Here is a 2380-nt window from a genome sequence, read left to right as displayed (position 1 = left end):
TATCTAGCTTAATATACATACTAACCACCTCAGAGTCAGTATGGAGAATCCAATTGAAAATGTACATATTTATTCAAGCGTTAATGTACATATTTAAGTTAGCATTTATAAAAGAGATACATCCTTTTATTTTTAACACATTAACATCGATTTCCGTTTGACCACAATCTTTTACCTCAACCACTTTGCGACACGTTTCTTTTATAATTGACAGACAATCAAGTTGATAGACGATTTTGGGCTGGCATTCTGATAAAACTTCCCATCCGTTAGGAACTGAAATTGTACAACAAAATGGTACCTTATGCTTTTGATTTTTTGAATTACTATATGATAATTCTATCGATGAATGCTCATCTTCATTTCTTATTTTTTTATTCATTGTAGCTACACTACCTTTTTCAGTTTTATCCTACTACTTGATTCGTATCATACTTTTTAGGTTCTTAACTATATATTTTATGCAGAAATATAAATTTGCGACTGTCTTTGTCTTAATGTATGATCCAACTATTATGAACGTGGAACAGGTATTATAAGGGAATATCTCTACATAACATGATCTTTTTCTCAAGTAAATACTATTTTGACAATATAATTTCGTGCGCACTTATCATTAGCACACACCATATAAAAAACGGACATCGCTCTCTGAAGAGTGAAGTGAACCCGAATAGTGGTACATGAAAAAAACACCTCCTGAATTCGCATACTAAGTATGCAAATTCATTGGAGGTGTTTTTCGTTTGAAGACAAGAGTTCATTACCCAGAAGAAACAAAGTGGAAAGTCATTGAAATGAAGAAAGACGGTTATTCAAATCGTGCAATTATGGAGAAACTCAGAATTAAAAATGTTTCCCAAATTAAGACATGGATGAAATGGTATCGTACAGATCAAACGTATCGTTTTCAACAACCTGTAGGAAAACAATATTCTTATGGAAAAGGACCAAAAGAGCTCATTGAATTAGAACAGCTACGGTTAGAAAATAAACATCTAAAAACAAAATTACTTGTATGGGGAAAGTATCTGGAAATCGAAAGGGGCTGAAACCAGAAACTGTAGTTACTTTATGGAGAAATGTACAAACAAAAATAACGGTAAAAGACTTGTGTAACGTATTAGAATTACCCCGTTCTACATTTTATCGTTGGTTACAACGAACGGAAGATCTGAAAGATGATATAGAAGAAAAAGTAAAGGACGTCTGTCTTAGGCATAAATTCCGGTATGGATATCGAAGAGTGACCGCTACTCTTCGAAAAATGGGACTGTGTGTCAATCATAAAAAAGTATTACGAATCATGAGACAAAATCATATTCTTTCAAAAGTGCGTCGAAAGAAAAAGAAATATATCAATGGTGCGGAACCAATGGTAGCCCCTCATCGATTGGAGCGCCAATTCGATGCATCCAAACCAAATGAAAAGTGGTTTACGGATGTGACGTATCTCTTATTTGGAGAGCGTACCTTGTATGTATCAACGATCATGGATGCCTTTAATCGTGAAATTATTAGTTATGTCATCAGCGAATCACAAACATTGACATTAGCTATGAAAACATTGAAACAAGCAATGAGAGGGCGAAAAGTAAAAGATGTCCTTCTTCACTCGGATCAAGGAAGTATTTATACAGCAAAAGAATTTCAAGCGTATGCCAAAGAAAACGGCATGATCACCAGCATGTCCCGGAGAGGAAATTGCCATGATAATGCCGGCATGGAAAGCTTCTTTGGTCATTTAAAAAGTGAAGCTTTCTATTCACAAAAGATAACAAAAGTATCCAACACAACTGTGCGAAAGATTGTGCTAGAATACATTCATTACTACAATTGTGTGCGAATTCAAGAAAAATTAAACCACCTATCCCCTAAAGAATTTAGGGGATAGGTGGTTTAGGTGTTTTGATTGGTGTCCCGTTTTCGGGGTTCACTTCATAAGAGTGATACCCGTTTTTTATATAAAAATCCCCTTATTTATCTGCCAATTTTGTGCGACGACCATTCTCTATTTGTACACATTACATTTCAAAACATACCTTATTCCTCCATAAGGAGTAATTCTACACTGTCTACGATGAATGTCCCTTCCGTTTCTCCAATCTCAATCCATACCTTATCGGTTTCTGGGAAGTATTCTAATTCTTTTGTAATATAACCAGCTGATAATAAAAATAAAGAGGTTGCCCCAGAGTAATCATTCAACTACTTTAAGACAACCTCTAACATCCATACATTATATATACTTAATTTTAGTAGATAGATTAAAAACTATAAACTTATATTTACATAAGAACCTCAAACTTTAATAAAGTGGTGAAATATTAGTTGGTACAAGCATAATATTCATAAGATCAAATTGAGTACCGGAGTTTAA

General features: G+C 34.0%; 2 protein-coding genes and 1 pseudogene. 1 reads left to right on the top strand and 2 read right to left on the bottom strand.

From position 1 onward, the window contains the following. Nucleotides 1–73: 73 nt before the first annotated feature. Nucleotides 74–382 carry a hypothetical protein gene (locus tag ACS2CR_RS33965; RefSeq protein WP_228492160.1) on the bottom strand — a complete coding sequence of 103 codons (309 nt, stop codon included), beginning with the start codon at nt 380–382 and terminating at the stop codon, nt 74–76. Nucleotides 383–746: 364 nt separating this feature from the next. Here ACS2CR_RS33965 and ACS2CR_RS33960 point away from each other — a divergent pair. After that, a protein-coding gene (locus tag ACS2CR_RS33960) for an IS3 family transposase (protein WP_087986222.1) occupies nt 747–1894 on the top strand; the annotation gives its coding sequence in 2 pieces (ribosomal slippage) (nt 747–999 and nt 999–1894; 1149 coding nt in all). Nucleotides 1895–2043: 149 nt separating this feature from the next. Here ACS2CR_RS33960 and ACS2CR_RS33955 read toward each other — a convergent pair. Next, nucleotides 2044–2172: pseudogene (locus ACS2CR_RS33955) on the bottom strand (pesticidal protein); the annotation flags it as partial. Nucleotides 2173–2380 lie beyond the last annotated feature (208 nt).

The sequence above is a fragment of the Bacillus cereus group sp. BceL291 genome (genome assembly GCF_051776705.1).
Classification (GTDB): Bacteria; Bacillota; Bacilli; order Bacillales; family Bacillaceae_G; genus Bacillus_A; species Bacillus_A cereus.
The sequence above is the reverse complement of the archived record's forward strand: the minus strand, read 5'-3'. Positions and strand labels throughout refer to the sequence as shown.